Raw genomic sequence first — 24,949 nt, 5'->3', positions numbered from 1 at the left:
CCTTTAGCTGCCGGAAATGATCCGCACATAGTTGATGGTTTCGCGATAGGGCGGGATGCCGCCATGCTTGGTCACGGCCCCCGGTCCGGCGTTATACGCAGCCAAAGCCAGCCGCCAGTTGCCGAACTGGTTATACATCATCCGCAGATAGCGCGCCCCGCCGTCCAGATTCTGCACCGGATCATGCGGGTTCACGCCCAGCTTGGCCGCCGTGCCGGGCATCAGCTGCGCCAGCCCGGTCGCGCCTTTATGCGACCGCGCGCGCGGGTTCCAGCCCGATTCCTGCTGCACCAGCCGCAGGAACAGGTCCTCGGGGATGCCATGCTTGCGGGCTGCGGCGCGGGCATGGGGCAGATATTCGCTGCGCCGCCCGCGATAGGCGGGGATGTTGTTCGAGGACAGCTCGATCACCACCTGCGAACGATTGCCGCCATCCGGGCGCAGCCGGGCGGATTGCTGATACTGGCTGGCCAGCCGCGAATCCATCAGCCGGGTTTGCCGGTCGAATTGCGCGGCGCGCGACCGATCAGACCCCTGCGGCACCAACAGCCCCTGCGCCCCGGCGGGCAATGCCACCCCAAGCCCCAAGGCCACGACCACAGCCGCACGCAAATGCCTGCCAAAACCCATGTCACCGCCCTCGTCTGTCTTTTCGTTGCCGGGACTATAGCAAAATCCCCCGGCGGAACCAGCACCACAATTCCGGCACCGAAATGGCGCCGAAAGCTCGGCGATTTTCCGCCGAAAAAGGCGTTGGCCATCTTGGCCTTTCGCCCCGCCGCAGCAGGCTGTAAACACGCCCAAGCGGCGCATCACGGCGTCAAAGGCACAGTGAAGGACATTCCATGGCAGGCAGCGTCAACAAGGTCATTCTGGTCGGGAATCTGGGGCAAGACCCGGAAATCCGCACCTTCCAGAACGGGGGCAAGATCGCCAACCTGCGTATCGCCACATCCGAACAGTGGAAGGACCGTAACAGCGGCGAACGGCGCGAACGGACCGAATGGCACAGCGTCGTCATCCATTCCGAACCGCTGGTCCGCGTGGCCGAGCAGTATTTGAAAAAGGGCAGCAAGGTCTATGTCGAGGGTCAGTTGGAAACCCGCAAATGGCAGGACCAGTCCGGCAACGACCGCTATTCGACCGAGGTCGCCCTGCGCCCCTATCGGTCTGAACTGCACATGCTGGACGGCCGCGGCGGCTCGGGCGGCGGCGGTGGTGGCGGCAGCTATGGCGGCGACCGGGGCGGGTATGGCGGCGGTGGCGGCTATGACGACGGCCCCTCGGGCGGCGGCAGCCGGGGCGGTTCGTCCGGTGGCGGCGGCAGCCGCGCCGATTACGACGACGAAATCCCGTTCTGAGTGCGCCGTTTTACTAGTCGAAACAAGTGCTTACGGGGAATTTCCTCGTAAGCATGAACTGTCAGGAGGTTCATTGCAAGCCCAATTCACCTCGGCCTGGTAACAGGAAGTAACCGGTGAAAACCGGCGGGGGAAAACAGCATATTGGGACAAAAGGCGAGTGACGGCGAATCAGTCTAGCGCGGTCTTCGTCATTGCAAGCTGTGTATGGCCAAGCCTTGATTGGTTGAATCGTAGACCTTAGCGGTTTTGGGATATCGGTGGCGAAAGACTGATGAGACGCCATCTCGGAGAATGGAGCAGTGAGATTAGAACGCTGCCTCACCTGACTTCTCCGACGCCTGCTCAATGAGAGTGGCAAAGGGTCGAACGCGGGGCCTAACCACAGCGGTTCTTGTCCGACTGGGAATACGGGATCGCCTAAGTTGGATGCATGTCCAATATGGCGACGGAGCTCCCATAGTACTCGATGTGATCCTGTAACGGGGATTGCAGTCGGTAACCAGCCCGACCTGAAACGGCAGCATAAGTGACCGGCAACGGCCACGAAACCCGCCGAGGTAAGGAGGAAGGGGAGCAGTTTACGATCAACGCCAACGAATGCCCGAGGGAGGGTAGTCAGTGCTATCCGCTCGCACCGTCACGGCATTGGAAGGCGTGGGTAAAGCCACCTGCGGAGGGGCAAGGGTCCGGAAACTCCACAAGCTCATGCGAACGCATGCGGATTTGTGGTATTCGGCCTATGCAAAGCTCTACGCCAACAAGGGGGCGCTCACCCCCGGCGTTACGGGCAACACTCTCGACGGGTTCGGGGAGGAACGAGTTGCTGCGTTGATGCATGCCATCAGCGCAGGCATCTACAAACCCTCTCCGGTTCGCAGGACTTACATCCTCAAGGACCCGAAGAATCCGGCAGGCAAGAAGCGCCCGCTCGGCATTCCCACGGGCGACGACAAACTGGTGCAGGAGGTCGTGCGCACCCTGCTGGAAGTGATCTATGAACCGGTCTTCTCGGACCGGTCGCATGGCTTCCGGCCGGGGCGTTCATGCCACACGGCGCTCAACCAGATTGTTCGATCGTGGAAAGGCACCAAGTGGATCTGCGAAGTCGACATCAAGGGCTACTTCGACAATATCGACCATGAAACCCTGCTTGGTCTTCTGGCGCGCAAGATCGATGATCCTGTGTTCCTGAATCTGATCAGGGAATTCCTCGTGGCCGGTTATCTCGAAGATTGGACATATAACGCCACTTACAGCGGGACACCGCAGGGTGGCGTCGTATCGCCGATCCTCGCCAACATCTACCTCCATGAACTCGATCAGTTTATGGAGACCCGGATCGCGGCATTCAATCGAGGTGCTCGAAGGAAACCCAATCCCGAGTACTGCCGTCTGAATAATCTTGCATCCATTCGCCGTCAAAAACTGCGCATGCATGGCGACAGCCATCCAAACGCAGCAAGGTGGCGACAGGAAATGCAGGAGATGGAGGCGGCAAAAGCACTTCTCCCCAGCGTTGACATGCATGACGAGGGATTCAAGCGATTGCACTACGTGCGATACGCCGACGACTTCCTTATCGGCATCGTCGGCGCGAAAGAGGAGGCCGCGCAGATCATGGCAGAGGTCCGGTCCTTCGTTGAGGGGCCGCTGAAGCTCACCATCTCGGCGGAGAAATCGCGGATGGGTGCCATGAACAAAGGCACCGTCTTCCTCGGCTACGGGGTCCAAACCCGTCGGCTCGACAAACGCATGAAATGTCGGTTGGAAGCTGCGGGCAAGACAGTCTTTGCTGTCAAGCGCACGGTGACCGATCACATCCATCTCTATGTGCCGGAAGAGAAAACCCGTAACTTCGCTATGGCGAAAGGATATGGCGTCATGGACGCCGGGAGAAATGACATACGCTTCAAGTCCATGATGCTGCCGTTGTCGGACTACGAGATCGTAGCCCAATACAACGCGGAGCTTCGCGGGTTCGCAAATTATTATGCACTGGCACCGAAGTACTATCTGAACCGGCTGGAATGGATGGCCCACACGAGCCTCTACAAAACGCTGGCGCGGAAGCACGACACAAGCTGGGGTAAAATGTTTGCGCGTATGCGCTGCCCGGTACATGGCCACTCGCTTGCCTATCATCTGGAAGGAGAGGAACGGCGTCTGCCGGTGTTCCGGTTGAAACACCGATGGGTCGTCGTCTCGCAAAACTCCGATGAAAAGCCGAATATCCACATCTTCGCATCTCGCTCGGAACTGCTGCGACGGATTGCGGCCCGAAAATGTGAATACTGCGGAACTGAAGATGCTCCGTTCGAGGTTATCACGTGCGCAAGCTCGCGGACCTCAAGGATGGAACCTCGCACTGGCAGCGGCTTATGAGTGCCCGGCGTCGCAAGACTTTGGTGCTATGCCGCCCATGCCATGTTGATCTTCACCGGGGCACGCTCTCGGACAATCGCTTTGCTCTTGCAGGATCGGAAATGGAGAGCCGGATGCGGTGAAAGCCGCACGTCCGGTTCGGAGGGGGAGCAACGGTCATCCGGCAAACCCGGAAACACGTGCTCTACCCTACTTTTCGTGACGCCGCCCCGCAACGGGCGGCGTCATCGCTTTGGCAGATCAGCCGCCGTTAACGCGAGGCCGCCAGAACTGCCGCCAGATCGGTGCGCTGCACATCGTCGCTGACAAACGCCTGACCAATACCGCGCGCCAGCACAAAGCGCAGCCGCCCGTCCACCACCTTTTTATCCTGCCCCATCAAGGCGATCAGCGCCGCATCATCGGGCAGATCGCCCGCAATATCGGCGATCCGCGCCTTCATCCCCATGGCCGACAGATGCGCGGCGACCCGGCTGGGGTCTTCCTGCGGGCAAAGCCCCATGCGCGCCGACAGATCAAAGGCCAGGGCGCAGCCGATCGCCACGCCCTCGCCATGCAGCAGCCGCGCGGAATAGCCGGTGGCCGATTCCAGCGCGTGGCAAAAGGTGTGGCCAAGGTTCAGCAGCGCGCGTTCGCCCTGCTCGGTCTCGTCACGCTCGACGATGCCGGCCTTCATGGCGACGGAATGGGCGACCGCGTGCTGCAACAGCGCCGGATCATCGCGCAGGGCCGGGCCGTTTGCCTCTAGCCACTCGAAAAAGGCGGCGTCGCCCAGCAGACCGTATTTCACCACCTCGCCGTAACCGGCCAGAAAATCGCGCGGCGGCAGGCTGGCCAGAACGTCGATGTCGGCCAGCACCAGCGAGGGCTGATGAAAGGCGCCGATCAGGTTCTTGCCATGCGGGCTGTTGATGCCGGTCTTGCCCCCGACCGAACTGTCAACCTGCGCCAGCAAGGAGGTGGGCAGTTGCACGAATCGCACGCCGCGCCGCAGGATCGCGGCAGCAAAGCCCGCCAGATCGCCGATCACCCCGCCACCCAGGGCGATGACCACATCGCGCCGCTCGATCTTTTCGGCCAGCAGCCAGTTGACCGCGCGGCCCAGATGATCCCAGCTTTTGGTGGCCTCGCCCGCAGGCAGGGTCAGGGCGGAACTGGTGATCCCCGCCGCCGACAGCGCCGCCTGCAACGGGGCCAGATGCAGCCCGGCCACCGTTTCATCGGTCAGAATCGCCACGCGCGGACGGCGCAGCAGGGGCGCGATCAGATCGCCCGCCCGCCCGATCAGGCCGCGCCCGATCAGCACGTCATAGGCGCGATCCCCAAGGGCGACGTGAACGCGGGTCTCGGCAAGGGGGGTCATGGGGCGGTCCTTTCGCAGATGTCGGGGTCGGCTGAGCGGATAAGGTCGATCATGCGGGCACTGGCCGCCTCGACCGTATCACCGGCGCGCGATTCAAAGACCAGATCCGCCGTGGCATAAACGGGCGAGCGGGTTTCGATCAGCGATGCCAGCGTGCCCTTGGGGTCGGCGGTTTGCAGCAAGGGGCGGGTGGGCCGCTGCCGCACCCGGTGCCACAGCGTTTCCAGATCGCAGTCGATCCACACCGCCAGCCCGTGTTCGCGGATCAGCGCACGGTTTTCCGGCCGCATCCACGCCCCGCCCCCGGTCGAGACGATCCCCGGCGGCCCGCTCAGGATGCGCGACAGCACCTGCGTTTCACGGTCGCGGAAAAAGGTTTCGCCGTCGCGGGCAAAGATTTCGCTGATGGACATGGCGGCGGCGGCCTCGATCTCGACATCGGAATCGGTGAAGGGCACGCCCAGCCTGCGCGCCGTTTCCGAACCAACCGCCGTTTTTCCGGCGCCCATCATGCCGATCAGCACGATGTGCCGCGCCAGCCGCCTGCCCTTTTCCTGCCCCATAAACCGCCGATTCGCCCCGCGTCGTCAAAGACTTGTGTTATCCCGGCACGATCTGCACCGAATGGCGTGATCTTTGCGGAATTGCCCTATATAGTCCACCCCGGCTGGCGCAGACCGGCATCGGTCGGGCATAAGCGCGACTGGCGGAATAAGGTAAGACAAGGCAAGGACGAAACATGCGGCTGGTGAAATTTCTGGCGGTGCTGCTGGTGGCGGCGGCTCTGGGGCTGATCGGTTATGCCTATCTGGGCGATATGGAGCCGCAGCAACAGGAAATCCGCCAGCCCGTCGCGCTGGAGGGGCTTGGGTGATCCACAGGCTGACGGCGGCACTGGCGATCGGGCTGGCGGCGGCAGGGGCTGCCCCGGCGCAATCGCCCTTGTCCGCCAGCGACTGGCTGTCCGGCTCGGTTCAGGCCCCCCCGCGTCAGGCGTCGGGCTGGCGGCCCGGTGATGCGCGCCCGCCCCGCCAGCCCGCCAGCCCACAGGACGCTGCGCCGCGCGCACCGATTGAGCCCGTGGCGCGCACAGGTTCGGTCGGGCGGGTGACGGTTTCGCGGCTGGACAGCGAAGACCCTGACACGGCGGGCACCGTCACGCCCGATGCAGCGGGCCTGCCCGGCGATCTGTGGAACGGCAGCGCCGCCGATGATCTGGCGCGGCTGATCCGCCAGACCCCGACCCGCCTGCCCGCGATGACCGCGCTGATGCAGCGGCTGCTGACCGCGCAGCTTGCCGCACCCGCCGGTGATTCGCCGCGCGGACGGCTGTTTCTGGCCCGCGCGGACCGGCTGCTGGACATGGGCAATCTGGAAGCCGCGCGCGCCTTGCTGATGCAGCAGGCCGGCAGCGGCAAGCCCGAGGTGTTTCGCCGCCTGTTCGACATCGCTCTGCTGGACGGCGACGAAATGCAGGCCTGTCAGATGATGAACGCCACCCCCGGCATCGCACCCAGCTTTGCCGCGCGCATCTTTTGTCTGGCGCAATCGGGCGACTGGTCGGCGGCGGCCATCGTCTTTCACGGCGCCAGCGATCTGGGGCTGATGGACCCGGACCGCAACGGGCTGATGCAGCAATTTCTGGACGATTCCTATGTCGATGCCGGTCAGGCTCTTGTCCCGCCCGACCCGCTGACCCCGCTGGACCTGCGCATTCTGGAGGCGGTGGGCCAGCCGCTGCCGACCTCGCATCTGCCGATTGCCTTTGCCCATTCCGACCTGCGCGCCAACAGCGGCTGGAAGGCGCGGCTGGACGCGGCCGAGCGGCTGGCGGCGGTGGGGGTTCTGTCGCCTGCGGATATGCTGGCGATCTACAGCGAACAGCGGCCCGCGGCCTCGGGCGGGGTGTGGGACCGGGCGGCGGCGGTGCAGGCGCTGGACCGGGCGATCACCGGCGGCGACACCGCGCCCGATCAGTTGCTGACCGATGCCGCCGCCACCTTTGCCAGTGCCGGGGCCGAGGATGTGCTGGCGCAGATGCTGGCCCCCGCCCTGCCGTCGCTGTCCGCCACCACACCGCAGGCGCAGGCCGCGCTGGCCCGGCTGCGCGGCTGGGTCGGTCAGGGCGACACGCCCCCCCTGCCCGATCCGACGCAGCCCCCCGATGCCCGCAAGGGCGAGGCGTTGCTGGCCGCCATGGCCGACATCGACGCCGCAATCGACGGCGACGACATGCGCGCGGCGCGCGGGCTGGCCTCGCTGGCCGGGCTGGGGTTGGAAGACGACGCCCGGCTGGCCGCCGCGCAGATCGCGCTGGAACGCCAGCAGGCGGCCCGCAACCGATGAGCGCAGCCCCACCCCCCCCGCAAGGCGACCGCGCCATTTCCGCCTTTCTGGATGCGATGGCCGCCGAACGCGGGGCGGCGCGCAACACGCTGGAAGGTTATGGCCGCGACCTGATCGACTTTGCCGCCCATCTGTCGGCGCGCGGCACCGATCTGACCAGCGCCACCCGCGACCAGATCGAGGATTACCTGGCCGCCTGCGACGCGCTTGGTCTGGCGCGGTCCACGCGGGCGCGGCGGTTGTCCTCGATCCGGCAGTTCTGCGCCTTTGCCCTGTCCGAGGGCTGGCGCGCCGATGATCCGGCCATCCGCATCACCGGGCCGGGCCGGGCGGCGCGCCTGCCCCGGTCGCTGACCATGGCCGAGGTGGAATCGCTGATCGCCGCCGCCCCCCGCGCCGGGCGCGATGCCGCCGAACAGGCGCGCAACGCCTGCCTGATCGAACTGCTTTATGCCACCGGGATGCGTGTCAGCGAACTGGTCGGCCTGCCGGTGGCGGCCACGCGCGGCGATCCGCAGGTGCTGCTGATCCGGGGCAAGGGCAACAAGGATCGCATGGTGCCGCTGTCACGCCCGGCGCGCGATGCGCTGACGCATTGGCTGGTGCTGCGCGACAATGCGCCCGCCGACACGGCGCTGGGGCGGCTGGTGGCCGGGCACGGCGCGCGCTGGCTGTTTCCCGCGCCCTCGGCCGCCGGGCATATGCCCCGGCAGGTGTTCGGGCGGCTGCTGGACCAGATGGCGGTTCTGGCCGGGATCGCCCCGGCGCGGGTAACGCCGCATGTCATCCGCCACGCCTTCGCCACGCATCTGCTGGAAGGCGGTGCCGATCTGCGCGCGATCCAGACCTTGCTGGGCCATGCCGATCTTGGCACGACCGAGATTTATACCCATGTGCTGGCCGACCGGATGCGGCGGCTGGTGCTGGATCACCACCCGCTGGCGCGCAATTCCGGCGCGGCCAGTGTTTCCGACCCATCAGACATTTCAGGGACAAGACGATGATTTCCGCCCTTGGCACCGCCGCCCTTGCGCAGACCGCCGACGCCGCCACGCAGACCGGCAGCCGCTTTGACGCCGCCTTCTGGGCCACCAGCGCGGTGATCGTGGTGCTGCTGATGGTCTCGGCGTTCTTTTCCGGTTCGGAAACCGCGCTGACGGCGGCCAGCCGGGGCAAGTTGCAGGCCCGCGCCGACAAGGGCGACACCGGGTCGCAAACCGCACTGGCCGTAACCAAAGACAGCGAGCGGCTGATCGGCGCGATCCTGCTGGGCAATAACGTGGTGAACATCCTGTCGGCCTCGCTGGCGACGGCGCTGATGACCGCCGTGTTCGGCCCCAAGGGCGTTGCCATCGCAACCGCCGTCGTCACCATTCTGGTGCTGATCTTTTCCGAGGTGATGCCGAAAACCTATGCCATTTCCGCGCCCGAGGATATGGCCCGCCGCGTTGCCCGCCCGATCCGCTGGATCACCCTGGTCCTGTCGCCCATCGTTGCCATCGTGCGGGTGATCGTGCGTGGCCTTTTGCGTCTGTTCGGCGTCAAGACCGATCCCGCCGGGGCGATGTTCAGCCTGCACGAAGAAATCGCCGGCGCGCTGTCGATCGGTCAGGCCACCGGCGCCGTCCAGAAAGAGGACCGCGACCGCCTGCTGGGGGCGCTGGATCTGGGCAACCGCTCGGTCGAAGAGGTGATGCGCCACCGCTCGGAAATCGAGATGATCGACGCGGGCCTGCCGCCTGCCGAAATTCTTCAGGCGGTGCTGGACAGTTCGCACACCCGCCTGCCGCTGTATCGCAACGAACGCGAAAACGTCGTCGGGGTGCTGCACGCCAAGGACGTGCTGCGCGCCGTCCATCGCAGCGCCTATGACGGCCAAGGCGACCCCGCCGATGCGGTGCGCGATTTCGACGTGATGGCGGTGGCGATGAAGCCCTATTTCGTCCCCGACACCACCGCGCTGGACGAACAGATGCGCGAGTTTCTAAAGCGGCGCACTCATTTTGCGCTGGTGGTGGACGAATATGGCAGCATCCGCGGGCTGATTACGCTGGAAGACATTCTGGAAGAAATCGTCGGCGAGATCACCGACGAACACGATGCCGAGGCGGCGGGCGCGCTGACCGCCGGGCCGCATGGCGATTACGTCGTCGATGGTGCCATGACGATCCGCGACCTGAACCGGGCGCTGGACTGGACCCTGCCCGATGACGAGGCGAACACCGTCGCCGGGCTGGTCATCCACATGGCGCAGTCGATCCCCGAACAGGGGCAGGTGTTCAGCTTTCACGGTTATCGCTTCGAGGTGCTGCAACGGCGCGAAAACCGCATCGCCAAGCTGCGCATCCGCCCGCTGTCGCGCAGTCAGGCGGGCGATGCGGCATCCGGCACGGACGGCGGCTTAGCCGGCTGAGGGCGGCGTTTTGGGCGGGGTCGGGGTGGCGGGCGCATCGGCGGCCTGCTGTGCCGCCGCCCGCAGCGCGCGGTTAATCAGAATACGCTGTTGCGCCCACAGGTTCAGGCCGGGCCAAAAGCCCTCGGCCCGGCCCAGATGGAACACCGCGCCGCGCTGCCGCCCCGCCGCCGCCATCCGCCGCGCCTTGGACAGTTGCAGCAGCGGGTTGCTGCGCATCAGCGCCAATGCCTGATCCAGATTCGTCATGCCGCGATGCGCATTGCCATGGGCAAAGTGGATGTCGGCGATCCGTTTCCATGTCAGCGGGTCATTGGGCATGTGCCCTTGCAGCCATGTCTGCACCTGCATCGCCCGGCGATAGCGGCCATGAACCGCCAGCGCGGCCCCATACAGCCCGATCCGGCGCGCCTGCTTTTCGGTTTCGGGGGCGGGGGGCTGTTCGCCTGCCTCCAGCCGGGCCTCGACCTCGGCGGCATCGGGGCCGATGGTGCGCAGCTTGGCGGACAGCGCCGGATAGCGGCGCATCGGTTCGCGCGAGGCTTCGTCGGGCAGCAGTTCGGCCCAGTCCATCATATACAGCCAGCCGGGCAAGACCCGCGCGCGCGCCCCGCCGCCAAGGGCAGCGACTGCCGGATCATCGCCATCGCCGGTGCCGCGCACCAGCCCGATGGCCAGTTCCGGCGGGAACATCAGCGCCTTGCCCGCCCGCCCCTCGGCCAGCAAGGCGCGCGCGGCAAAGATCGGCACGACAATATCGGGGCCAAGGCTGCGGCCGATGAAGACATGTTCGATCAGCGCCTCGTCGATGTCGAAATCGGTTTCCTCTGATTCGATCAGCGTCAGCATCTGTTCGCATTGCTGCCGGTCGCGCCGCCGGGTGCGCTCATCGTCCAGCGCGGCGGCCAGCTGATCCTGCGCCAGTTCGCGCATCCCCCCCGCCAGCGCCGCCTGCGCCAGCACCAGCCGCGTAAAGGGATGTGCCGTCATCAGCGCCTGATCCTGCGCCCGTGCCCGCGCCAGCCGCGCCCCCTGCCCGGTCGTCAGCGCATGGGCACCCGCGTAATGCAGCGACTGCGCCAGATCGCCCAAGGCAAAAAAGCTGTCGGGCCGCTCGATCACCCGATCCAGCAGCGCATCATAGGCCGCGATCAGCGCCGGGCGCGGCAGGGCCGTTGGCAGCGGCTCGACCCGCGCGCGGCCCACCAGTTGCGCCGCACGGGAAAAGGCGCTGTTGGACGGCGCGCCGATCCGCGCGAAATCGCCCATCACCAGCAATTCCAGCACGTCGCGTTCAGCCGGCAGCAGGCCCCGATCCCGCAGCAGATCGTCGATCAGCATCACCTTGGGATCGCCCTGCGCCAGATGATGCACGGCGGCGGGCGTATCGGAAAAGGCGACCACCGGCCCCGGCTGCCGCTCGATCCACGCGCGGAAAAATTCGTCGGGAACGTATTTTCCGGGCCATGACGACAGGCTCCACGGATCGCTATCCAGAATATCGCCCCGCCGGACGTGAATGGCCGCAGGTGTGCCCCCCCCGCTGCCCTGCGCAAGACGGTCGCGCAGGCGCGCCAGCTCATCACGCAGACGTGGCGACAGCGGCAGATCCGCGGCGATGGCGGCCAGCCGGGCGCGGACCTCGTTTTCGCCTTCGTCGATCAGACACAGCGCGCCAAAGGCCGTGTCGCAGAAAAACCCGTCGCCGCGCGACAGCATCCTGGCGAACAGATCGCGGTCCATCGTCGGGGCCAGCGCCGACAGATTGCGCAGCCTGGCCAGATCAGGTCCGCGCGACACCACGCCGATATGCTGCGCCACAAAACCGGCATCCAGAAAATGCCCCGGATCGACCAGTTCAGGATAAGGGCCAGAGGGATCGCTTAACCACATGAACCGCGCCGGAACACCGAACTCCTGCCCCAGCCGGATCACATTCAGCAGGCACACGATCCGCGCGCCGACGCGATCCTGACGAAAGCCGGTGATGGCGGGAAGATCGGTCATGAGGCAGGTTCCTGTTGCGGCGCGCGCAAAGCTATCGGGCGCGGCTTGCGCTTGCAACAGGGGCGCGGGCTGCATATCACACCAGCAAAGTTTAACGCCGAAAGGACGCCCGATGGATGTTGCTGCCCGCCGAAAGGCCGCCGAACCGCTGCACTGGAACCTTGCCACCGCCATCCGCGCCCTGACCATGGACGCGGTCGAGGCCGCCAATTCGGGCCACCCCGGCGCGCCGATGGGTCTGGCCGATGTGGCCACCGTGCTGTTCCGCAACCACCTGAAATTCGATGCCTCGGCACCGAACTGGTTCGACCGCGACCGTTTCGTGCTGTCCGCCGGGCATGGCTCGATGCTGATCTATTCGCTGCTGTATCTGACCGGATACGAACAGATGACGCTGGATCAGATCAGGAACTTCCGCCAATTGGGCGCGATCACGGCGGGCCACCCCGAATATGGCCATGTCGAGGGCGTGGAAACCACCACCGGCCCGCTGGGTCAGGGCATCGCCACCGCCGTCGGCATGGCCATCGCCGAAGAGGCGATGCGCGCCGAATTCGGCCCCGCCCTGTGCGACCACCGCACCTGGGTCATCGCCGGTGACGGCTGCCTGATGGAAGGCATCAGCCACGAGGCCATCGGCCTGGCCGGCCGCCAGCAGCTTGGCCGCCTGATCGTGATCTGGGACGACAACGACATCACCATCGACGGCCGCGTGTCGCTGTCGGATAAAACCGATCAAAAGGCACGCTTTGCCGCCGCCGGCTGGCGCGTGCTGGAATGCGACGGCCACGACGCCGCCGACATCGACCGCGCCCTGACGCAGGCGAAAAACGACGATGGCCGCCCGACTCTGGTCGCCGCGAAAACCATCATCGGCTTTGGCGCTCCGACCAAGGCCGACAGCTACAAGGCACATGGCTCGCCGCTGGGCAAAGACGAAATCGCCGCCACCCGCAGCGCCTATGGCTGGGATCACGACGCATTCGTCATCCCGCAGGACGTGCTGGACGAATGGCGCAAGATCGGCGCGCGCGGCGGCGACGCCCGCAAAGACTGGGCAGGCCGCGTCGATGCGCTGCCGACCGATCAGCGCGACGAATTCGCCCGCCGCATCGGCGGTGACGCAACACCGAAACTGGCCGCCACGGTTCAGACGCTGAAACAGCAGTCGCTGGAAGCCAAACCCAAGGTTGCCACCCGCAAAGCCAGCGAAAACGTGCTCGAGGCGCTGAACCCGGTGATGCCGGAAAACTTTGGCGGCTCGGCCGACCTGACGGGTTCGAACAACACCAAAACGCCGGATCTGGGCGTGTTCGGCCCCGATAACCGCAAGGGCCGCTATCTGCACTATGGCATCCGCGAACACGGCATGGCGGCGGCGATGAACGGCATCTGGCTGCACGGCGGCTTCCGCCCCTATGGCGGCACCTTCATGGCCTTTACCGACTATGCGCGCGGGGCCATGCGCCTGTCGGCGTTGATGGGTCTGCCGGTGGTCTATGTGATGACCCATGATTCCATCGGTCTGGGCGAAGACGGCCCGACTCACCAGCCGGTCGAACATCTGGCCATCAGCCGCGCCACACCCAACACACTGGTGCTGCGCCCCTGCGACCAGATCGAAACCGCCGAAGCGTGGGAAATCGCGCTGTCGCAGGAAAGCACCCCCTCGGTGCTGGCCCTGTCGCGGCAGAACCTGCCCCTGCTGCGCGAGGATGCGGGCGAAAACCTGTCGGCACGCGGCGCCTATATCCTGCGCGAAGCCAGCGACGAACCCGAGGTCATCCTGATGGCCACCGGCTCCGAGGTGGAAATCGCCGTCGCCGCCCGCGACACGCTGGAGGCCGAAGGCATCGCCACCCGCGTCGTCTCGGTCCCCTCGATGGAACTGTTCCGCAACCAGCCCAGGGATTACCGCAAGGACATCCTGCCCAAAGGCCCGGTCCGCATCGCGATCGAGGCCGCCGTGCGCCAGCCGTGGGATTGGCTGCTGCTGGGCGAACGCGGGCGCGAGAAAAAGGCAGGCTTCATCGGCATGACAGGCTTCGGCGCATCCGCCCCGGCCCCCGAACTCTACAAGGAATTCGGGATCACCGCCCAGGCCGTTGCCGAACTGGCGCGGGATCTGCTGTGATGGCCCAAGCCCCTGACGAGGGTATTCGGATAAATCAGGCCCCGCTTCCTGTTTGTCCAAATACGCTCTTTGGGGGCAACGCCTGATGCCCGTCCTGCCGCGCGCCTTTGCGCTGATGGGGCGCGAAAAGGACGGCAAACGCCAGCCCGGCGGTGAACAGGCCGCCGGGATCGCACTGCTGCTGGCCGCCATCTTTACCTTTACGCTGATGGATGCGACGGCCAAGCATCTGACCCAGTTCTATCACCCGGTGCAGGTGGTCTGGGCGCGTTTCGTCGGCAATATGGTGCTGGTTGCGCTGATCTTTGGCCCGCGTCTGGCCGCCACCATGCGGACACGGCAACCGGGCCTGCAATTCGCACGCGGGCTGACGCAGATCGCATCGGTGATGCTGTTCTTTACCTCGATCCAGTTCATCGGTCTGGCCGAGGCAACCGCGATCATGGACCTGAACCCGGTGCTGATTACCCTAGGGGCGGCGCTGTTTCTGGGCGAAAAGATCGGGCCGCGCCGCATCGCCGGGATCGTGGTGGCCATGATCGGCGCGATGCTGATTATCAAACCGGGTGCGGGCGTGTTTCAGCCCGCCGCGCTGCTGCCGCTGATCGGAGCCTTTACCTATGCCGCGGGGGCCTTGCTGACACGGGTGGTGCGGTTCGATTCCACCGCCACTTCGGTTGTCTGGTCGGCGGCGATGGGAACGGTGCTGTCCTCGCTGGCGGTGCCGTTTTTCTGGACAATGCCCGACACTGGCCACCTGTGGGCCTTTGTGCTGATCGGCATTCTGGGCACGATCAGCCAGGCCATGCTGATCCGCGCCTTTGCACTGGCCGAGGCAGGGGCCATCGCGCCCTTTGGCTATACCGGGCTGATCTGGGCGGGGCTTTGGGGCTGGCTGTTTTTCGGGCAAATCCCGGATATGCTCAGCCTGACCGGCGCGGCGATCATCGTGGGCGCCGGGCTGTATGTCTGGTCACGCGAAGCAAAGGCGGCACAACATGGCTGACACCCCCGGTTTCGCCGACAGGCTCAGCAGCGGAGCCTTTGCCGCGCTGATGCGGGCTGCGGGCCTGCTGCCCTATCGGCACAGGATCGCGGCGGCGGGCTGGGTGATGGCGCGCGTGATCGCCCCCATCGCCGGCTGGCGCAAACGCATCCGCGCCAATCTGGCGCTGGCCCGGCCCGACCTGCCCCCCGCCGAGGTCCGCCGCCTGATCCGCGCCGTGCCCGACAACGCGGGCCGGTCGCTGGCGGAAATCTATTCGGGCGAGGAATTCACCGCCCACATCCGCGATACCGCCGTCATGCAAGGCCCCGGCCTGCCGCTGCTGGAACAGGCGGCGGATGAGGGGCGCCCGGTCATTCTGGCCTGCGCGCATTTCGGCAATTACGACGCCATGCGCGCCGCGCTGGCCGCACGGGGCTGGCCCGTGGGCGGGCTGTTCCGCCCGATGAACAATCAGGCGTTCAACGAACACTATATCCCCGCGATCAATGCCATTGCCCAACCGCTGTTTCCGCGCAGCCGGTCGGGCATGGGGGCGATGCTGAAATTCCTGCGCGGCGGCGGTATGCTGGCGCTGGGGTTTGACCAATACACCTATGACGCGCCCGAGCTGCGCTTTTTCGGCCTGCCGACCCGCACCGTACTGACGCCTGCGGAACTGGCGCTGAAATATGATGCGCTTCTGGTGCCGATTGCGGGCATCCGCCAGCCCGACGGGCTGACCTTCCGCATCCAGATCGGCCCGGCCATCGCAGCGGACACGCCGGAGCAGATGATGCAGGCGCTGAATGACGATCTGGAACAACTGGTCCGCCAGCATATGGACCAGTGGTTCTGGATTCACCGGCGCTGGAAATAACGCGCCGCGCAGGCCACGGCGGCAAACCAGTGCGGCCTGGCAGCAGGCCGGGGGACACAGCGCCCCCCGGCTGTTGCAGCAATCAGCCCGCCTTGACACTCTGCGCGGCACCGCCATTGCGGCGGCGGGCGCGCAGTTCCTCGGACACGAGGAAGGCCAGTTCCAGCGACTGGCTGGCGTTCAGGCGCGGGTCGCAGGCGGTGTGATAGCGGTCGGACAGGTCTTCATCCGTCACCGCGCGCACGCCGCCGGTGCATTCGGTCACATCCTTGCCGGTCATCTCGAAATGCACGCCGCCGGGGATGGTGCCTTCTGCCGCGTGGATGGCAAAGAACTCGCGCACCTCGCGCAGCACCGAATCGAACGGCCGCGTCTTATAGCCCGAGGCCGATTTGATCGTGTTGCCGTGCATCGGATCGCAGGACCAGACGACATTCGCGCCCTCGGCCTGAACGGCGCGGATCAGGCGTGGCAGATTGTCGCCCACCTTGCCCGCGCCAAAGCGCGCGATCAGCGTCAGACGGCCCGGATCGTTATCCGGGTTCAGCTTCCAGATCAGCGCCTTGAGGTCATCCTCGGAAATCGAGGGGCCGCATTTCAGGCCGATGGGGTTCTGCACCCCGCGCGCAAATTCGACATGCGCGCCATCCACCTGACGGGTGCGGTCGCCGATCCACAGCATATGGCCGGACCCGGCCACGGGCAGGCCGGTGGTGGAATCGGTGCGCGCCAGCGCCTGTTCGTATTCCAGCAACAGCGCCTCGTGGCTGGTATAGAAATCCACCGTGCCCAGATCATGCGCGGTTTCGGCGGTCACGCCCGCCGCCGCCATAAAGGCCATCGCGTCACTGATGCGTTCGGCCACCTCGGCATAGCGCGCCGCCTCGGGGCCGCCGGCGAAATCGCTGATCCAGCTTTGGACGCGCTGTATATCGGCATAACCGCCGGTCGAGAAGGCGCGCAGCAGGTTCAGGCTGGCCGCCGCCTGCGTATAGGCCATCAGCATCCGGTTCGGGTCGGGCACGCGCGCGGTTTCGGTAAAGTCGAAACCGTTGATGATGTCGCCGCGATAGCTGGGCAGTTCCACGCCATCCACGGTTTCGGTCGGCGCGGAACGCGGCTTGGCGAATTGCCCGGCCATGCGGCCCACCTTGACCACGGGCAGTTGCGCGCCCCAGGTCAGCACCACGGCCATTTGCAGCATCACCTTGAAGGTGTCGCGGATGTTGTCGGCGGAAAATTCAGCGAAACTTTCGGCGCAATCGCCGCCCTGCAACAGAAATGCCTTGCCTGCGGCGACTTCGGCCAGTTGCGCGCGCAGGCGCCGTGCCTCGCCGGCGAAGACCAGTGGCGGATATTTGGACAGTTGTGCCTCGACCGCGTGCAGAGCCGCCGCATCGGTATAATCCGGCATCTGGACGCGGGGATAGGCGCGCCAGCCTGCCTTGTCCCAGTTATGGCTGGCGGCGGTGCGGGATTCCTGCGTCATGATACGGTCCTCCGGGAACAGAAATGTCGCCGGGTTATAGAAGAACCCGGCGTCAAGGAAAAGAGCGCGCCCCCTTGCGCGGCACGGTTTTCCCTGCTGATTTGCCGGAAAATCAATAACAGACCGATCATGGACACAGATAAACCGCGATGCTTTACGTTTCTGCTGCTGCCTCGTTTCACAATGATGCCCTTTACCGCCGCGATCGAGCCTTTGCGGCTGGCCAACCGCGCCGCCGGACGACGCCTGTATGAGTGGCGGCTGGCGGGCGAGGGGGGCGATCACGCCACCTGTTCCAACGGCGTCCGCGTCGCGCTGGACACGGGGTTAGAGATCGAACCGGGCCGCAAGGAAACGGTGGTGGTCTGCGGCGGCATCGACATCGCACAAACGGCATCCAGGCCCGCCATGGCTTTTCTGCGGCGCATGGCGCGCGGCGGGGCGCAGATGGGGGCGGTCTGCACCGGCGCATGGCTGCTGGCGCGGGCGGGCCTGCTGGACGGGCGGCGGGCGACGATTCATTGGGAAAACCACGACGGTTTTGCCGAAGCCTTCCCCGAGGTCGATCTTTACCGCTCGGTTTTTGTGCATGACGGCAACCGGATCACGGCGGCGGGCGGCACCTCGTCCATCGACCTGATGCTGCACCTGATCGCCGAGGAACACGGCGACCCGCTGGCCGCCGATGTGGCCGACCAGTTGCTGCATACCGGCATCCGCACCGGGCAGGACCGGCAGCGCCTGTCGATCCCCACCCGCATCGGCGTGCGCCACCCGCGCCTTGCCGCCGTCATCGCCCGGATGGAGGAAAATCTGGAAGAACCCGTCAGCCCGGCACAACTGGCCGCCGACGCAGGCATGTCCACACGACAGCTGGAACGGCTGTTCCGCCGCTATCTGAACCGCAGCCCCAAGCGGTATTACATGGAAACGCGGCTGGGGCGGGCGCGCAACCTGCTGATGCAGACCGACCTGACCATCATCGAGGTGGCGCTGGCCTGCGGCTTTTCCAGCCCGTCGCATTTTTCGAAATGCTACCGCGCGCAATATGGCAGCACCCCTTACCGCGAACGCGGCATGGGCGGCGACTGATCCTGTCACGCCGTTAACCTGCCCTTAACCACTGACCCGTTAAGCCTCTGTCAACAGCGGTAAAGCCGCGATGAACGACAGGGGGCAGAATGATCCGTCACATCACGATTCTGACGCTGGACTGGCAGGTTCCTGTCACGCGAACCAATATGGCCGCGCAGCACGCCCCCTGGGGGGATATGCGCACCGGTCAGCAGGTCGATCTGTCGGGCGGCAAGCTGGACACGATGTATCTGTATGACAGCGACCCGATGCTGGAAAATGTCGCGATGGCCCAGCGACATGGAACCCAGCCGGAAACCGAGCAATACCTCAGCCAGCCGCTGACGCTGGGTTCGGGAACGTCAACGGAAACCCTGCCGGAAGGCACGCTGATGACCTTCAGCTTTTACCGGATTCTGGAGGACGACAACGGCAACCGCTTTGCGGTCAGCTTTCCGCATCTGCCCGGTGATGATTCTATTGGCACGATGGTGGGGAATCGCTATTCGCTGATGGTTCTGCCGATGGCACAAACCGATGCCGACGGAAACACCACCTTTCCGACCTTTGACCCCACGGCGGGGTTTACCGTCAGGCAACGGCCCACCTTTGGGCCAAGCCACTACAGCCTGCCCTATGCGCCGCTGACCAGCGTCGATTGCTTTGCCGCCGGAACGCTGATCGACACGGCGACCGGGCCGCGCGCGGTGGAAACGCTGCGCGCGGGCGACCTGATCCGCACGCAAGATCGCGGTCTGCAACCGCTGTCATGGGTGCGCGGCACGCCGGTTGACGCCGCGCGGCTGGACGTGCAGCCGAACCTGCGCCCGATCCGCATCAGCGCCGGAGCCTTGGGCCAGGGCACGCCGCGCCGCGATCTGATCGTCTCGCCGCAGCATCGGGTTCTGGTGCGCTCGGTCATCGTGCAGCGGATGTTCGGCCACAGCGAGGTGCTGGTCGCCGCCAAGCATCTGCTGGGCCTGCCCGGCATTTCGGTGCTGAACCCGCCGCAGGGCGTCGAATACTGGCATCTGCTGTTTCCGCACCACGAAATCGTCCGCGCCAACGGTGCATGGGCCGAAAGCCTGCTGACCGGGCCGCAGGCGCTGAAAGGGCTGGGGGTCGCAGGCCGGGCCGAGGTGGTGACGCTGTTCCCCGAACTCGCCTCGCCCGATCACAGCCCCACGCCCGCGCGGCATATCCTGACCGGGCGCGAAGGCCGCAAGCTGGCCGAGCGTCTTGGCCGCAAGGGCCGGCAGCTGATCGAGGCGATCTAGCCGCCGCCGGACAGGGCCTTTCATCCGGCGCGGCGCTGACCTAATCTGCGGGGGCGGAAAGGACAGGGCAAATGCACAGGATTTCATGGGTTTTCGGTTATGGCTCGCTGATGTGGGATCCGGGCTTCGATCCGACCGAAACCGTCCGCGCCCGGCTGGAAGGCTATGCCCGCAGCTTTTGCCTGCGCTCGATCGAACATCGCGGCACGCCCGACCGCCCCGGCCTTGTGCTGGGGCTGGATGCCGATATGTCGGCGCATTGCACCGGGCTGGCGCTGCGCATCCCCGAAGGCGGGCATGACGACATCATCGCCGCCCTGCGCGCCCGCGAACTGGTGACGCAAGCCTATGCCGAGGCGCTGGTGCCGCTGGCGCTGGAAGACGGGCGGCAGGTGCAGGCACTGGCCTATGTGATGCGGCGCGATCATTGGCAATATGCGGGCGGGCTGGCCGCACCGGAACAGGCGCGGATCATCGCTCTGGCCCATGGCCGACGCGGGCCGAATGCCGATTACCTGTTCAACACCGCCCGCCATCTGGCCCAGATCGGGCTGGCCGACGAAAACATGGATGCCTTATCCGACGCCGTGCGCCAGTTGCTGACCCCCTCGGACGGGCTGTCACATTAACCCTGCCTTTCGCGACACTTGGCATCGGCGCCAATCCGGGCCACACTTGCCCCAATGCCACAAGACCAAAGGGCCTTGCCGTGACCGACTCCACCCCTGCCCGGCCGCCCGGCGGCGCTTCAGGATCGGCGGCGCGCCTGCGCCTGACCGCCGATCAGCGCGCCGTCACCATGACCGCGATGCGCCCGCAGTTTTCCCAGCCAGTGCGGCAGATCGTGCTGATGCTGATCGTGCTGGCGCTGGTCGCGGCGGGCGGCTGGTTCGCCTATGGGCGCATCCTGCCGATCTTTCTGGCCAACCGCTGGCTGAACGGGCTGATTCTGTCGGTCTTTGTGCTGGGGCTGCTGGCGTGCCTGTGGCAGGTCGCGCAACTGGTGCAATCGGTCAGCTGGATCGAACGCTTTGCCGCACGACGCCGCGCCGCCAGTGACAAGGGCACCGCAACCCGGCCCGATGGCAGCGCCGATCAGGCCCCGCGCCTGCTGGCACCGCTGGCCGCACTGCTGGGCGCGGGCGGGCCAGCGGGCGGGGCGATTTCGACCGTGGCGGCACGCTCGATCCTTGAATCCGTCGCCACCCGGATCGAGGAATCGCGCGATATTACCCGTTATCTGTCAAACCTGCTGATTTTCCTTGGCCTTTTGGGCACGTTCTATGGCCTTGCCTCGACCGTGCCCGCCATCGTCGAAACCATCCGCGCCCTCGCCCCGCAAGAGGGGCAGACCGCGATGGACCTGTTCGACAAGCTGATGGGCGGGCTGGAAAGCCAGCTTGGCGGCATGGCGACCGCCTTTTCATCATCGCTGCTGGGGCTGGCCGGGTCGCTGGTCGTCGGCCTGCTGGACCTGTTCGCCAGCCACGGCCAGAACCGCTTCTACCGCGAGCTTGAGGAATGGATGTCGGGCTTTACCCGCATCAGCCTTGCCGCGACCGAGGGCGAAGCACCGGATCAGGCCGAGATTACCGGCTTTCTGGAACAGCTTGGCGGCCAGATGGAACGCTGGGCCGAATTTCAGATCGAACGCGACGCCATCCGCGACGAAGGCGCGGCGCAGGCCGATGAACGGGTGCTGCTGGTGGCCCAGGGCGTCGATGCGCTGGCCCGGCGCAGCGCCAGCGATGCCGAGGCCGCCATCGCCCGCGCCGCCGCGCTGGCCGACACGCTGAACCGGCTGGCCGATGCGCAAGACCGGCTGATCGCCGGGCAGGACAGGCTGGCCGCCTTGCAGGAACGGCTGATCGCCGCCACCGAAACCGCGCGCCCTGCCCCGCCCGACCTCTCTGGCGTCGAGGCTGCGCTGCACCGGCTGGTCATCGACCTGAACGACGGGCGCGAGGAAATGCTGTCGGAATTGCGATCCGACCTGCTGGTGCTGACGCGGGCGGTGCGGGCTGCGCGCTTTAACGATCCGTTCCGCGACGATCTGCTGCCGCCCGGCCCGCATCCTCGCGGCGGGGCGTAACATGGCGCTGGGGCGCAACAGCGGCAACCGCTTTGCCAGCACCATCTGGCCCGGCTATGTCGATGCGATGACGGCGCTGCTGATGGTGCTGATCTTTCTGCTGACGGTGTTCATCGTCGTGCAATCGCTGTTGCGCGAACGGATCACGGTGCAGGACAGCACGATCAGCACGCAGGAACAGGAAATCGACGAACGCGACACCCAGCTTGCCCGGCTGGGCGCGCGCGTGTCGGAACTGGGCGCGGCGCTGTCGGTATCGCAGGATCAGGCGCGCAGCCGCAGCGCCGAGGTGGCGCGCCTGTCCGACGATCTGGCCGCCAGCCGCAGCCGTCTTACCGATTTCGAGGCCGAGGTGGCCACCCTGATGGCCGCACGCGAACAGGACCGCAGCGATCGCCAGCAGTTGCAGGGGCAGTTGGACGAAACGGCCAGCCGCGCCTCGGCCGCCGAACTGGCCGTGGCGGCGGCGCGGTCGGAAATCGACGCGCAGGCAGAACAGGCGCGTCTGGCCGCCGCCCGCCACGATGCGCTGATGGCGCTGGTCGCCGATCTGCGCCAACGCGGCGAACAGGCGCAGGACGAAATGCAAGCCCGGCTTTCGCAGGCCGAGGCAGACCGCCTGACCGAAGCCGCCGCCGCGCAGGCGCTGCGCGACCGGTTGCAAGGGGCCGATGCCGAACTGACCGCAATGACGCTGGCGCTGGAAGAAAGCCGCAAACAGGCCGAGGAAACGCTGACCCTGCTGGCTGCGGCCCGCGCGGCGCAGGATCAGTTGACCGATGACGCCCGCGCCGCCGCCGAACGCGCCACCCAGGCCGAGGCGCGCGCCGCCCTGCTGGCCACCGCGCAGGACCAGTTGGCGCAGGAACAGGCCCAATCGGCCGAGGGGCAGCGCCGCCTTGCCCTGCTGAACGAACAGGTTTCCGCGCTGAACGCCGATCTGGGCCGGCTTCAGGCGGCGCTGGACGCCAGCGGCGACGAACAGCGCGCCGCCGAACTGCGGGTGCAGGATCTGGGCACGCAGTTGAACGCCGCCCTGCTGCTGGCCGCCGAGGAAAAAGACCGCCGCCTTGCCCTTGAAACCGAGGCCCGCACCCGCGCCGAAACCGAGGCCCGCGATCTGGCCCGCTATCGGTCGGAATTCTTTGGCCGCCTGTCCCAAATCCTTGAAGGGCGTCAGGGCGTCCGCATCGTCGGCGACCGTTTCGTGTTTGATTCCAGCGTGTTGTTCCAGACGGGCGAGGCGAATTTGTCGCCCGAAGGGCAGGCCCAGATCCGCAACGTCGCCCAGATGCTGACCAGCATATCGCAGGATATTCCGCCGGAAATCGACTGGATCATCCGCGTGGATGGGCACACCGACAACCTGCCGCTGTCCGGCATGGGGCGGTATCGCGACAATTGGGAACTCAGCCAGGCGCGGGCCTTGGCCGTGGTGCGTTACATGACCGGCAGCCTTGGCTTTCCGGCGGATCGCCTGGCGCCCACCGGCTTTGCCGACACGCGCCCCGTCACGCCCGAGGACAGCGCCGAAGGTCGCGCCCTGAACCGGCGGATCGAACTGAAACTGACCGAACGCTAGGGTGCGACGGCGGCGCGCCTTGCCGTCGCGCGGCGGTCGCCCTATCTTGGCCCCATGACCGCCCCCCTGAACATCGCCAAACTATGCGTTGGCTGCGACAGCCCCGAGGAACTGGCCCGATGGCAGGCCGGTCGCTGGGGCGATGGCCCGGCCTGCCACATCACCCGGATGTGGCCCAAGCGCGAAGATGAGCTGCTGCCCGACGGCTCGATTTACTGGGTTTTCAAGGGGGTAATGCTGGCCCGTCAACGCCTGCTGGGGTTCGAGGAACGGATCGGCGCCGATGGTATCCGCCGCTGCGGCCTGATGCTTGACCGGCAGATCGTGCGCACCGTCGCCGTGCCGCGCCGCGCCTTTCAGGGCTGGCGCTATCTGTCCGGCACCGACGCGCCGCCCGACCTGCCCGCCGGGCGCGGATCAGAAAGCCCGCTGCCCCCGAAACTGGCCGCCGCGCTGGCCGATGTCGGACTGATCTGACCGCGCTATTCCGGCGCGACGCTGCGGCGCATGGTGCGCATCATCTGGCTGCTGGACGAAAACCCGCAGCTTTGCGCGATTTCGGCGCGGCTCAGCCCGGTTTCAGCCATCAGCGCCCGCGCCCGCTGCAATCGCAGCGCAGTCAGATGTTCGCGCGGGGATTGGCCAAAATGGCGGCGGAACAGCCGTTCGACCTGACGTCGCGACAGGCCGTGCCGCCCGGCCAAGTCACCCACCTCGACAATATCGGCCAGATTGGCTTCGACATCGCTCATCACTGCCGCAAAGCGGTCGCCGGGGCGCAGGCTGGGTGGCAGGGGGCGGCGCTGAAACTGCTCGCCGGCGCGCTGATGGCCGTGCAGGCTCATCGACAGAACGGCATCGGCCAGCCGGTCGCCATGGCGGCGGCGCAGCATGGTGATGAACAGGTCCGCCGCCGCCGCGCCGCCCGCGCAGGTCCAGATGCGCCCATCCATGCAATACAACTGCTCGACCGGCTCTAACGAGGGATAGCTGGCGCGAAAGGGCGCGATGTTTTCCCAATGCAGCGTAAAGCGCCGCCCCGCCAGCAGCCCGGCGCGCGCCAGCGCATAGGCCCCGGTGCAAAGCCCGCCCACCACTTCGCCGCTGCGCCACTGACGACGCAACCAGTCGCTGACCTTGCGGTTGACCGCCGATTCCGGCTGCACGCCGCCGCAGACAAAGACCATCGCACCGGGGGCCAGATCATCCAGCGCCCCGGTCGGCTGCACGGTCAACCCACCGGATGAGGCCACCTGCGCGCCATCGACCGACAGGATCTGCCATTCGAACAACTGCCGCGCGGTCAGTTGGTTGGCGATCCGCAGCACCTCATGCGCTGATGAAAACGGCAGCAACGAAAACCGGGGCAGCAGCAGAAACACAACACGCGCGGGCGGCCCATCCTGCCGAACCGGCACATGCACCACGCCCTTGGCAACATATTTGCTGTCCATTCCCATCGCCCCATCCGCAACTTGGGCAGGTTAGAACGGGCGCGCAATCAAGTCGATTGCTGACCTGACCTGCGTCACAACCAAACGGATCGCGCCGCTTTTTTCGG

Annotated in this window: 22 protein-coding genes; 16 read left to right on the top strand and 6 right to left on the bottom strand. The window is 66.2% G+C overall.

Annotation, left to right across the window (positions count from 1 at the left end; genetic code table 11):
• Positions 1–3: 3 nt before the first annotated feature.
• The gene (locus tag Q4G14_RS09525; RefSeq protein ID WP_303361506.1) at positions 4–630 is read right to left on the bottom strand and encodes a lytic transglycosylase domain-containing protein; all 627 of its coding nucleotides are present in this window, start codon (positions 628–630) and stop codon (positions 4–6) included.
• A gap of 215 nt (positions 631–845) precedes the next feature.
• Here Q4G14_RS09525 and ssb point away from each other — a divergent pair, with 215 nt between their 5' ends.
• From ssb to Q4G14_RS15060, 3 genes are all read left to right on the top strand, one after another.
• Positions 846–1,361, top strand: coding sequence for a single-stranded DNA-binding protein (gene ssb / locus Q4G14_RS09520; RefSeq protein ID WP_303361505.1), 516 nt, complete (start codon positions 846–848; stop codon positions 1,359–1,361).
• Positions 1,362–2,069: 708 nt separating this feature from the next.
• Positions 2,070–3,746, top strand: a complete 1,677-nt coding sequence (locus Q4G14_RS09515) for a reverse transcriptase domain-containing protein (RefSeq protein ID WP_303361504.1) — start codon at positions 2,070–2,072, stop codon at positions 3,744–3,746.
• On the top strand, positions 3,692–3,868 hold the full coding sequence (locus Q4G14_RS15060) for a hypothetical protein (RefSeq protein ID WP_368661349.1): 177 nt from the start codon (positions 3,692–3,694) through the stop codon (positions 3,866–3,868). The genes Q4G14_RS09515 and Q4G14_RS15060 overlap by 55 nt, the downstream gene beginning before the upstream one ends.
• A gap of 128 nt (positions 3,869–3,996) precedes the next feature.
• On the opposite strand, the gene aroB is transcribed toward Q4G14_RS15060, so the two are convergent.
• On the bottom strand, positions 3,997–5,109 hold the full coding sequence (gene aroB, locus Q4G14_RS09510) for a 3-dehydroquinate synthase (RefSeq protein ID WP_303361503.1): 1,113 nt from the start codon (positions 5,107–5,109) through the stop codon (positions 3,997–3,999).
• Entirely contained in the window at positions 5,106–5,672 is a 567-nt protein-coding gene (locus Q4G14_RS09505; protein WP_303361502.1) for a shikimate kinase, read from the bottom strand. The genes aroB and Q4G14_RS09505 overlap by 4 nt, the downstream gene beginning before the upstream one ends.
• A gap of 176 nt (positions 5,673–5,848) precedes the next feature.
• Here Q4G14_RS09505 and Q4G14_RS09500 point away from each other — a divergent pair, with 176 nt between their 5' ends.
• Genes Q4G14_RS09500 through Q4G14_RS09485 form a run of 4 tightly spaced genes read left to right on the top strand, consistent with a single transcriptional unit; the run spans position 5,849 to position 9,868 of the window.
• Positions 5,849–5,983, top strand: coding sequence for a hypothetical protein (locus Q4G14_RS09500; protein WP_303361501.1), 135 nt, complete (start codon positions 5,849–5,851; stop codon positions 5,981–5,983).
• The gene (locus Q4G14_RS09495) at positions 5,980–7,455 is read left to right on the top strand and encodes a hypothetical protein (protein WP_303361500.1); all 1,476 of its coding nucleotides are present in this window, start codon (positions 5,980–5,982) and stop codon (positions 7,453–7,455) included. The genes Q4G14_RS09500 and Q4G14_RS09495 overlap by 4 nt, the downstream gene beginning before the upstream one ends.
• Positions 7,452–8,459, top strand: coding sequence for a site-specific tyrosine recombinase XerD (locus Q4G14_RS09490; RefSeq protein ID WP_303361499.1), 1,008 nt, complete (start codon positions 7,452–7,454; stop codon positions 8,457–8,459). Before Q4G14_RS09495 ends, Q4G14_RS09490 begins: the two co-directional genes overlap by 4 nt.
• Complete coding sequence (locus tag Q4G14_RS09485; protein WP_303361498.1) at positions 8,456–9,868, top strand: HlyC/CorC family transporter; 1,413 nt, start codon at positions 8,456–8,458, stop codon at positions 9,866–9,868. The genes Q4G14_RS09490 and Q4G14_RS09485 overlap by 4 nt, the downstream gene beginning before the upstream one ends.
• On the opposite strand, the gene Q4G14_RS09480 is transcribed toward Q4G14_RS09485, so the two are convergent.
• On the bottom strand, positions 9,857–11,875 hold the full coding sequence (locus tag Q4G14_RS09480) for a hypothetical protein (RefSeq protein ID WP_303361497.1): 2,019 nt from the start codon (positions 11,873–11,875) through the stop codon (positions 9,857–9,859). The genes Q4G14_RS09485 and Q4G14_RS09480 overlap by 12 nt on opposite strands.
• A 112-nt stretch (positions 11,876–11,987) precedes the next feature.
• On the opposite strand from Q4G14_RS09480, the gene tkt reads away from it, so the two are divergent.
• The 3 genes from tkt (at position 11,988) to Q4G14_RS09465 (ending at position 15,874) form a co-directional block, all read left to right on the top strand.
• Positions 11,988–14,009 (top strand): transketolase, encoded by a 2,022-nt coding sequence (tkt, locus tag Q4G14_RS09475; RefSeq protein ID WP_303361496.1) that lies wholly within the window; start codon positions 11,988–11,990, stop codon positions 14,007–14,009.
• 85 nt (positions 14,010–14,094) lie between these two features.
• On the top strand, positions 14,095–15,015 hold the full coding sequence (locus Q4G14_RS09470) for a DMT family transporter (RefSeq protein WP_303361495.1): 921 nt from the start codon (positions 14,095–14,097) through the stop codon (positions 15,013–15,015).
• Positions 15,008–15,874 (top strand): lysophospholipid acyltransferase family protein, encoded by an 867-nt coding sequence (locus tag Q4G14_RS09465; protein ID WP_303361494.1) that lies wholly within the window; start codon positions 15,008–15,010, stop codon positions 15,872–15,874. Before Q4G14_RS09470 ends, Q4G14_RS09465 begins: the two co-directional genes overlap by 8 nt.
• Before the next feature lie 82 nt (positions 15,875–15,956).
• Here Q4G14_RS09465 and Q4G14_RS09460 read toward each other — a convergent pair whose 3' ends face one another.
• Positions 15,957–17,363: a class II 3-deoxy-7-phosphoheptulonate synthase gene (locus Q4G14_RS09460; protein WP_303361493.1), complete on the bottom strand. Its 1,407-nt coding sequence runs from the start codon at positions 17,361–17,363 to the stop codon at positions 15,957–15,959.
• Positions 17,364–17,492: 129 nt separating this feature from the next.
• Between Q4G14_RS09460 and Q4G14_RS09455 the strand changes: the two genes are divergently transcribed.
• From Q4G14_RS09455 to Q4G14_RS09430, 6 genes are all read left to right on the top strand, one after another.
• Positions 17,493–18,455, top strand: a complete 963-nt coding sequence (locus tag Q4G14_RS09455; protein ID WP_303361492.1) for a GlxA family transcriptional regulator — start codon at positions 17,493–17,495, stop codon at positions 18,453–18,455.
• Between the two features lie 89 nt (positions 18,456–18,544).
• Entirely contained in the window at positions 18,545–19,714 is a 1,170-nt protein-coding gene (locus Q4G14_RS09450) for a Hint domain-containing protein (protein WP_303361491.1), read from the top strand.
• A 71-nt stretch (positions 19,715–19,785) separates the two neighbouring features.
• Positions 19,786–20,343: a gamma-glutamylcyclotransferase gene (locus Q4G14_RS09445; protein WP_303361490.1), complete on the top strand. Its 558-nt coding sequence runs from the start codon at positions 19,786–19,788 to the stop codon at positions 20,341–20,343.
• Positions 20,344–20,513: 170 nt separating this feature from the next.
• Positions 20,514–21,806, top strand: coding sequence for a biopolymer transporter ExbB (locus Q4G14_RS09440; protein ID WP_303361548.1), 1,293 nt, complete (start codon positions 20,514–20,516; stop codon positions 21,804–21,806).
• Between the two features lies 1 nt (position 21,807).
• Positions 21,808–23,388, top strand: coding sequence for a peptidoglycan -binding protein (locus Q4G14_RS09435; RefSeq protein WP_303361489.1), 1,581 nt, complete (start codon positions 21,808–21,810; stop codon positions 23,386–23,388).
• Between the two features lie 54 nt (positions 23,389–23,442).
• Positions 23,443–23,865, top strand: a complete 423-nt coding sequence (locus Q4G14_RS09430; protein WP_303361488.1) for a DUF1489 family protein — start codon at positions 23,443–23,445, stop codon at positions 23,863–23,865.
• Between the two features lie 5 nt (positions 23,866–23,870).
• On the opposite strand, the gene Q4G14_RS09425 is transcribed toward Q4G14_RS09430, so the two are convergent.
• On the bottom strand, positions 23,871–24,842 hold the full coding sequence (locus Q4G14_RS09425; protein ID WP_303361487.1) for a GlxA family transcriptional regulator: 972 nt from the start codon (positions 24,840–24,842) through the stop codon (positions 23,871–23,873).
• Positions 24,843–24,949 lie beyond the last annotated feature (107 nt).

It is taken from the genome of Paracoccus sp. (in: a-proteobacteria) (assembly GCF_030538755.1).
Classification (GTDB): domain Bacteria; phylum Pseudomonadota; class Alphaproteobacteria; order Rhodobacterales; family Rhodobacteraceae; genus Paracoccus.
The sequence above is the reverse complement of the archived record's forward strand: the minus strand, read 5'-3'. Positions and strand labels throughout refer to the sequence as shown.